We start from the raw sequence: 8,560 nt of genomic DNA on the forward strand, positions 1-8,560 counted from the left end.
CAATGGTGCCCCCGGCGCGATTCGAACGCGCGGCACCCGCTTTAGGAGAGCGGTGCTCTGTCCCCTGAGCTACGGAGGCGTGGAGGATATTGTAGCATTCCTGTTGGCACTGTGGCGTGAAATGGTTGTTGCGGTCTATAACAACGGAAACGGCCGAGAGAATCCTCGGCCGTTTCCGTTGAGCGTGGGTCAGCTGGTGCAACTAGAAGCGCAGGGCGTGCGTAAATTGCGACCAGTTGAGGTCGTCAGTGTCGCGTACGAGGGCGCCCGGTGTGGGAGCATGCACATATGGCATGCCGCCGTACCCGACGGCGATCCCTACGTGGCCGTAACGCCAGAGCACGTCTCCGGGCCGCGCTTCGGCCACGGAAACGATTTGTCGTGCAGCATTGCGTTGAGCTACGTCTTGGTGTGGCAGTTCGATGCCAACCTGGCGGTATGCCCAGGTGACTAGTCCGGAGCAGTCAAACGAGTTTGGTCCCTCGTCGCCGTAAATATAGGGACAGCCGATGCGCGAGAGGGCATAACTTACCACGGAGCCTTGCGAAGGAACCTCGATACCGTTACCCGTACCGCCACCGCCACCAGTGTCGCCGCCGCCCGTTCCGGTTGAGCCGCCACCGCCACCCGAGTTGTTTCCTCCGCTGGGGCGTGCTGCCTCCATCTCTGCCTGCTTCTGTGCCGCGGCCGCTGCTGCGGCAGCAGCCTGCTCCTGTTCCAGCAGTTCGCGCGCTTCGGCAGACAGCGAGTTCATGAGGGTGCCGGCTTGGGCGACTTTCGCTTCGGTCTCGTCCTTGTTCTTCTTTGCCTCGGCCGCCCTGTCGGCGGCGATCTTTTCCTGTTTGGTGTATTCGGCCTTCGAGGCCTCCACGCTTTCGCGCAGTTCTTTGGTGGTGTTCACCATCTGCGCATCGTTTTCGTTCAAGTTGTTCAGAATATCCCAGTTTTGGGTGAACTGGGCGAACGTAGAAGAACCCAGCAAGAAGTCGATGAAGGTGGACGAACCCGAGCGGTACATGCCGCGTGCTCGTGAGCCTAGCTGCTCCTGCAGATTTGCAATTTGGGCGGTAGCCTCATCGATCTTTGCCTGCTCTGCCTCCATGGCAGCCTGGGCGGCATTTCTCTGGTCAAGGGCTCCGTGGTAAAGTTCGGATGCCGCTTCGACCTCGGCTTGCAGGCCGACGAGTTGGTTGCGCACGGCGTCGGCTTCTGCCTGCTTCTCGGCAGCAGTTACGCCGAGTGCGGCTGTAGGGAAGGCGAGGGACAGGGCACCGACGGCGGCTGCTCCGCCGACGAAGGTGCGTCGGGAAAGTGCGGGTGTTTGCTCTTGCATGCGGTACCTCCTTGGTTGGGCCGCGGGCATGGTTGAGCATGCATGGTGCTCATAATAGCACGATGCATCACGATGACAAAAATGCGCGTCAATATTACAGATGGGAAACAACGCGAAATGGCAGTAAGTTCAGAGTGCCAACCGCCAAAGAAGAAGGCCGCTGGTAGCGGCCTTCCGGAAGTCTTGCTGTCAAGCGTTGCTGCTTAGTCGGCCTAGTTGCCACTCGGCGCCGGAGTTGGCGTCGGGGTGGGTGGGGTCTGCTTGAACGTCACGGTCACGGCGATGCTGTTCTTCACGCCGCTGATGGTGAAGGTGCCGCCGGCGGGCGTCACCTCGTAGCTTTTGCCGTTCGTGTCGGTAACGGACGCAACGAGGTAACCGCTGTTTGGTGTGACGGTGAACGTGACGCTGCCGCCTTCTTCAACGTCCATGGACGAGGGGCTCACGTAACCGCCCTCTCCTTGCGCCGACGCGGTTACCGTGAAGGTGGAGGGCTTCTGCTTGCCGGTGCTTACCACGATGTTCACGCTCTCATCTTTCTTGAGCTTCGTGCCGGCGCCGGGGTTCTGGCTGATAACCTTGCCTTCGGCAACGGTGTCGCTTGCGGTGTAATCGAACGTCACCTTGAAGCCGGCGTTGTTCAGTTTAGTGGTTGCTGCCCCTTCGAGCTGGCCCACAACATCGGGTACCTCAGTTCCTTCGGATCCGACTGAAGGAACCAGTTCGACGGTATCGCCCTTGTTCACCTTGGTGCCGGCGGCAGGATTCGAACTGATCACCGATCCTTTTGCTACGGTGTCGCTGTGCTGTCCTTCGATGATGCTCGGTACCAGGCCCTTTTCCTTAAGCAGTTGCTTCGCTTCGTCGGTTGTCTTTCCAACAAGGTCGGGCACGGCTATCTGCTCGACGCCGGTCGAGACGGTGAGGTTGACCTTCGAGCCCTTCTCCCGCTTGTCGCCCGCCTTCGGATCCTGGCTGATAATCTTGTCGGCGGCTATCTTTGCATCGGGCACTTTCTGTATGTTGCCTACCTGGAAGCCGCTCTTTTCCAAGAGGGCCGTAGCCTCTTCGACCGTCTTGCTCGTCACGTCAGGCACGGGGTCTCCGCTTGCGAAGCCGCCCATGAGGGCAAACGCCCCAACGCCCACTATGGCCAATGCTGCGATGATGGCCACCACGATGCCGATAGTTTTCTTGTTAGACTTCTTTTTACCGTCGTCGGAACGGTAGTTCTTGGGGCCGCCCGCCGTGCTGACGGGGTTTGCGCCGCCCATGGCGGACATGACGGCGGTGCCGTCGGCTGCTCCCATGGGGGGAACGATGCCGCCCATGACGGCGGTCTGAGCGCTGGTGAAGGCACCCACGTTCACAGGACGGCCAGCCAGGTAGTCGTTCAAGGCATAGCGCATGTCCTGTGCGGTGGCGAAGCGCTCGGCAGTGTTCTTGGCCATAGCGCGCATGATGATGCCCTCGAGCGCCGGGTCGATATCGGGGTTGATCTCGCGCGGGGGGGCGGGAAGGTCGTTCACTTGCTTCATGGCTACGCTGACCGCATCGGGGCCGTCGAAGGGCAGCTTGCCCGTGGCGGCTTCGTACAGCACGATGCCCAGCGAGTAGATGTCGCTGGTGGCGGTAAGCTCCTTGCCCTGCGCTTGCTCAGGTGAGATGTAGTGTGCGGTGCCCAGGACCGAGGACGTCTGCGTCATGACGGAGTTCTTGGCGCGTGCGATGCCGAAGTCCATGACCTTCACGTTGCCGTCGGGCTGCACCATGATGTTCTGCGGCTTGATGTCGCGGTGGATGATGTCGAGGTTGTGCGCCACCGAAAGAGCCTGGCATACCTGCGAGCCTATCTCGGCCACCTTGCGCTGGTTGATGACACCGCGCTCGTTAATGGCCGTTTTCAGGTCGCTTCCACGCACGAATTCCATGACGATGTAATAGGTGCCGTCGTCCTGGCCCCAATCGTACACGTTCACGATGTAGGGGCTCTGCAGGTTGGCGGCAGCGGCTGCCTCCTGCTTGAAGCGGGCGGTGAAGTTGGGGTCGGCGGCGTACTGCGGGAGCATCACCTTTACAGCCACCAGGCGCCCCAGCACGTTGTCCTGCGCACGGTACACCTCGGCCATGCCGCCGATACCGATGCGCTCGGTGATTTGGTAGCGGTTGTTGAATACCCTACCTGTCATGTTTCCGCTCACGATTATGCTCCTTTAGGTCACATGCTTGAGGCGCTGCTACGTTTAAGTGTTACGAGTGCCACCAGCATACCTTAACTATAAAAGCCCTTGTACCTGCAAAGCCGTTTTCAACACATTTTGCGCTCGCTCGGTGCCTTTGCCTTCTTCGGCAAGTTCCAGGTTGATAGCCACGACTACGCGCGGGTTGTCGGCGGGTGCCATGCCTACAAACCAGCTGTCGTTGCCGTTCGGCTTTTCGGCGGTGCCGGTTTTGCCCGCCACTTCCACGCCGGGAATAGCCGCTGCCGTACCCGTGCCGTCGGTGACGACACCTTTGAGCACGTCCTTTACCCGGCTGGCCGTTTCCTTGCTCACGGCCTGCAGGAACTTGTTGGGCTGGGCGGTGAAGCTGCGCTCGCCGTTGGCGTTGTAGATGCCCTGCACCAGGTAAGGGTTCATGATGCTGCCATCGTTGGCGATAGCGCAACCCACGAGGGCCATTTCAAGCACCGTGGATTGCGGGCCGGCGGGGCTGGGATGTTTTGCTTTGTCTACGGTGCCGACGGGTTCGCCGGCAGAGGCCCAGGCCGTCTCCCAGGCCTTCATCTCGCTGGGCTCGGGCATGAGCGACGTGGCTGTTTCCAGCGTGAATTCAATGCGCTTGTTGAAGCCGAACTTTTCGGCTCCGCTGACGAGCTTGTCGGCACCCATCTCGACGCCGAGCTGGCCGAACGCCGTGTTTGACGACAGTTCGGTGGCGCGGGCCAAGGTGATGTCGCCGTAACTGTTCCCGTTGAAGTTAGAGATGGGGGCACCGCCGATTTCCATGGAGCCTGGCGAAGAGAATACGGTGTCCTCTTTCGCTACGCCGTCTTCCAGCGCGGTTGCCAAAGACACGATCTTGAAGGTGGAGCCTGGTGCGTAAAGCGCTTGCGTCGCGCGGTTCAGCAGGCTGCTGTCGCCGCTGTCGGGGTTGGCAGCCGCCGCTTGCAAGAGCGCTTCGGTATCGGCGGCGCTGTAAGTGGGCGACGAGGCCATGCCTAGGACGGCCCCTGTTTCGGGGTCCATGACCACGCAGGCGCCCGAGTACCCGGCCAGCGCGTCCTGCGCAGCTTGCTGTATTTTCGAGTTCAGCGTGAGGGTGACGTCGTTGCCCGGGCTGCCTATGCCGGCCAGGGAATTCAGCACGTCGGTCCAGCTGGCAAAGTTCTGCTGGCCCTTCAGCGCGTCGTTCTCGGCTGCTTCGATGCCCGTGTTGCCGTATTGCGTGGACGAGTAGCCCAGCACGTGGGTGGCCAAGTCGCCCGCAGGATAGACGCGCTCGTAGGTGCCGTCGGCCTGCTCGACGCTTTGCGCTAGGATCGTGCCGTCGTAGGTGGATATCGTGCCGCGCTCGGTGCGCGCCTCTTTCGCCATGGTGTGGTTGTTGCCCGGCATGTTCTGGTAGTAGTCGGCCTGCACGACCATGATGAGCGTGAGGTTGCCTACCAGCAGCGCGAACAGCGCCGAGTAGATGAACATGGTGTGCGTGAGCCGTTTGCCCAGCGATACGCGGCCCAGCACGCTGTTGGCGTGCAGCGAGCTGGTGGCGCTGGCTATCTCCTGACCCACGCCTGTGCCCTCGTCGCCGCAGCGCAAAAGGAAGCCTACGATGATGAAACTGGCCAAAAGCGACGAGCCGCCCTGGCTGATGAAGGGTAGGGTCAAACCCGTCAGCGGGATGAGCCTTGTCACGCCGCCCACGATGATGAACGCCTGCAGCACGATGACCGAGGTGAGGCCCACGGCCACAAACGAGCTGACGTCGCTTTTCGCACGCGCCGCCGTGACCAGGCCGCGGATGGCGAAGCACAAGAACAGCAACAGTACGCCCGCCGCACCTAAGAGGCCGATTTCCTCGGCAATGGCGGCGAAGATGAAGTCGCTCTCTACGACGGGAATGTTGCCCGCAAGCCCGCGTCCGATGCCCTGCCCGAACAGGTCGCCATCGGCGATGGAGTAGATGGCTTGAGTAAGCTGGTATCCGGTGTTCTGCGCGTCGGCGAACGGGTTGAGCCATGTTTCCACGCGTACCTGCACGTGTCCGAATGCAAGGTAAGCGCCCACGCCGCCGATGGCGATGAGCAACAGGCCTATTATCAGGAAGAACTTCTTTCCGGTAGCGGCATACAGCATGACGATGAACACGAAGAAGAACACAAGGGCGCTACCCAGATCCTTCTCGAATACGACGATAAGCAACGCGATAACCCACATGAGCAAAAGCGGTACTAGCACGCGCAGGTCGGGGAAGTGGAACGGCCCGACGCGCCAGGTGAACACCGAGAGCATCTCGCGATTGGAAGCCAGGTATCCCGCCAAGAACAACACGATGACGATTTTGGCGATCTCGCCCGGTTGGAAGGAGAACGAGCCGAGGCTCAGCCAGATGCGGCTGCCGTAGATCTCCTGGCCAAGCCCCGGCACTAACGGCGAGAGCAGCAGCAGGAAGCCCACGATCATGAACGTGTACTTGAAGTTTGCAATCTTATCGAGGTTGCGGGTGAACGCCAGTACCAGCACCATGCAGGCAACGCCCACAAACAACCACATGACCTGGCCCATTGCAAGGTTCGGCGCAAGTCTCTCAACAAAGCAGATGCCGATGCTGGAAAGCGCGAACACGATCGGCAGAATAGCCGGGTCGGCACCGGGCGCGAACTTGCGCACAGCCAGGTGGGCTATGACGAAGGCCACGAAGATGCCAAGGGGCACTCCAAGCGTGTTGAAGTCCAGCGTCTGGCCTGCATTTATGGCCAACATAGCGAACAGCAGCACCACGAAGGGCGCGGCTACGCACAGCAGGATCAGCTCGATAGTGCGGCGCGTCATGCGGCACCGCCGTGGTTCGCGGGTGCAGGCGGGTTGGCATCGTGGGAGCCGCCCGTGGAGTTGGTGCTGCTCGCGGTGGTGTTATCGGCGCCTTGCCCGCTTGTGTTCTGCTGGCTGTCCTTGGCGGTTGCGGACTGCTTGTTGGCGTCGATGTCCTCCTGATACTCCTTGACCAGCGTCTTGGCAGCCTCGATGTTGTCCACGCGCCAGCCGTCTTTCAGGCGCTCGGCAAATCCGGGCTGCAGGTCGTCCACGGCAACCGAGGTCGTTTCTACGAGCTCGGAATAGGAGAACCCGAACACACTCCCGGGAATACCTCGGTAGATGGCAACTTTTCCGTTGTCGTTCGCCAGGTAGGCGGCATTGTGCAGGTACGTGTTGGTGCCCCATGCCGTGCCGGCGATGATGAGGGCGAACAGGACGAGCACCAACGCGATGCTGAACTTCGTCTTGCGTGCCATTTTCTTGCGGCGCACCTCGGCGAAGCCGGTCACGTCGGCGACGATGACGGTGATGTTATCGTGCCCGCCTGCGGCGATGGCCTCGTTCACCAGCTGCGAGGCGCAGCGCTGAGGATCATGCACGCGAGCGAGCGTTGCCTCGATGTCCCGGTCGCGCAGCATGCCCGACAGGCCGTCCGAGCACACAAGCAGGCGATCGCCGGTCTCCACGTTGATCTCGTAGAGGTCGGGCTGGGTATGCGGGTCGCTGCCCAGTGCCCGGGTGATGACCGAGCGGTTCGGGTGTGAGCGCGCTTCCTCGGGGGTGAGCTGGCCGGCTTCGATCATGTCGGCCATAAGGCTGTGGTCGCGCGTGAGCTGCTGGATCTTGCCTTGATGCAGCAGGTAGGCGCGCGAATCGCCCACCTGGGCGATGATCAATCGCTCGCCCTCCAGCATGGCGGCGGTCATGGTGGTACCCATGCCCTCGCGCCCGCGTCCCTCGCGGGCAGCACGGATCACAGCGCGGTTCGCTTCCTCGACAGCGCGGCCCAGTGCTTCGGAGTCGGGATGGGCCGGGGCGCGTTCAGCCAGCACGTTCACGGCGATTTCCGAGGCGACCTCGCCTGCGGCATGTCCACCCATGCCGTCGGCGACGGCGAACAGGGGAGGTGCCACGATCAAGCTGTCCTCGTTGTGGTCGCGCAGGCAACCGATGTCGGTACGGCTGCCGAACGTGGTGGTGGCACCCTTGCGGGTGTGCGGCGTGGACTTGTAGGCGCGATCGGCGGCCATTAGGCGAACCTTACGCGGATAGCGACGTCGCCCACGTTGACCACGTCGTTGTTTTTAAGCGCTACCGGCTCGCCGATAACCTGGCCGTTCACCGCCGTGCCGTTGGTGGAGCCCAGATCCTCGACGAACAGGTTCTGTCCCATAAGGGAGAAGCGGGCATGGCGCCCGGACACGTATCCGGCGCCCACGACGATGTCGGCACCGGGGCTGCGGCCCACGATGACGGGCCCGCGCACAACGATGGACACGCCGCGCAGTTCTTTAGGTCCGCGTTCAACCGACAAGTTCCACGTGCGCTCCTTCTTGCGTTGGCCGCGCACCAGTCCGACGCCTGTTTTCATGATAGCGAACAGGAACAGGTACAGCAGCGCGACGAACAGCAAGCGTCCTATCAGCAGTACGACATCGATCACGAGTACACCTCTGGTTCTATGCGGTTGAAGCTTGTCATGCGCATGTGTTCGCCCGTTGCCTTCTGCGTCATTGGGTTTGCGTGAACACGTAGTTTGTCATGCCGATAGTAATGTGGTCGCCCTCGCGTAGCGGATGGGTGGCGATTTCGGCGCCGTTTACCAGCGTGCCGTTCGTGGAGCCCAGGTCGGTGATAGTCCAGACCCCCTGTGGCTCGAAGCGCAGCTCGGCGTGCGTGCGGCTGGCGTTGATGTCGTGGACGACGATGTCGTTTTTCGACTCGCGGCCCATGAGCAGGCGGCTTGATGCCAGAGAGTAGGCCCGGTTGTTCGCGGTGTCGATAAGGCTGGCACGCACGGCGTTCTGGTTGGGGACGGGGTTCGCTTGTCCCGCGCCGCCCGCGAACACCACGGTGTCTGCTGCAACGGCTCTGCCTGCATTGGCAGCCTGCCCGTAGCCCTGCGGCTGCCCGGAAAGCGCGGCGCCTGCCGCAGCGCCGGCCATGCTGCCGGCTGCGCCCGCTGCCATGC

At 61.8% G+C, this 8,560-nt stretch carries 6 protein-coding genes and 1 tRNA gene; all 7 read right to left on the reverse strand.

Annotated features, from left to right (window positions below; translation table 11 throughout):
* Positions 1-3: 3 nt before the first annotated feature.
* Positions 4-79: transfer RNA gene (locus RR842_RS09255), tRNA-Arg, on the reverse strand.
* Between the two features lie 123 nt (positions 80-202).
* A complete protein-coding gene (locus RR842_RS09260; RefSeq protein WP_332722979.1) occupies positions 203-1,333 on the reverse strand; it encodes an NlpC/P60 family protein in 1,131 nt (376 codons plus the stop codon).
* 212 nt (positions 1,334-1,545) lie between these two features.
* The gene (gene pknB, locus RR842_RS09265) at positions 1,546-3,534 is read right to left on the reverse strand and encodes a Stk1 family PASTA domain-containing Ser/Thr kinase (RefSeq protein ID WP_332554254.1); all 1,989 of its coding nucleotides are present in this window, start codon (positions 3,532-3,534) and stop codon (positions 1,546-1,548) included.
* Positions 3,535-3,609: 75 nt separating this feature from the next.
* Positions 3,610-6,384 (reverse strand): FtsW/RodA/SpoVE family cell cycle protein, encoded by a 2,775-nt coding sequence (locus RR842_RS09270; protein WP_332729557.1) that lies wholly within the window; start codon positions 6,382-6,384, stop codon positions 3,610-3,612.
* On the reverse strand, positions 6,381-7,619 hold the full coding sequence (locus RR842_RS09275; RefSeq protein WP_332518371.1) for a Stp1/IreP family PP2C-type Ser/Thr phosphatase: 1,239 nt from the start codon (positions 7,617-7,619) through the stop codon (positions 6,381-6,383). The genes RR842_RS09270 and RR842_RS09275 overlap by 4 nt, the downstream gene beginning before the upstream one ends.
* Positions 7,619-8,032 carry an FHA domain-containing protein gene (locus RR842_RS09280; protein ID WP_332514054.1) on the reverse strand — a complete coding sequence of 138 codons (414 nt, stop codon included), beginning with the start codon at positions 8,030-8,032 and terminating at the stop codon, positions 7,619-7,621. Before RR842_RS09280 ends, RR842_RS09275 begins: the two co-directional genes overlap by 1 nt.
* A 67-nt stretch (positions 8,033-8,099) precedes the next feature.
* On the reverse strand, positions 8,100-8,560 hold a 461-nt coding region (locus tag RR842_RS09285; RefSeq protein ID WP_332729558.1), incomplete at its 5' end, for an FHA domain-containing protein.

The sequence above is a fragment of the Gordonibacter sp. genome (genome assembly GCF_036667095.1).
GTDB lineage: Bacteria > Actinomycetota > Coriobacteriia > Coriobacteriales > Eggerthellaceae > Gordonibacter.

Coding starts and splice junctions, on each gene's coding strand:
- RR842_RS09260 (WP_332722979.1), bottom strand. CDS start 1,333: ATGCAAGAGCAAACACCCGCACTTTCCCGACGCACCTTCGTCGGCGGA.
- RR842_RS09270 (WP_332729557.1), bottom strand. CDS start 6,384: ATGACGCGCCGCACTATCGAGCTGATCCTGCTGTGCGTAGCCGCGCCC.
- RR842_RS09275 (WP_332518371.1), bottom strand. CDS start 7,619: ATGGCCGCCGATCGCGCCTACAAGTCCACGCCGCACACCCGCAAGGGT.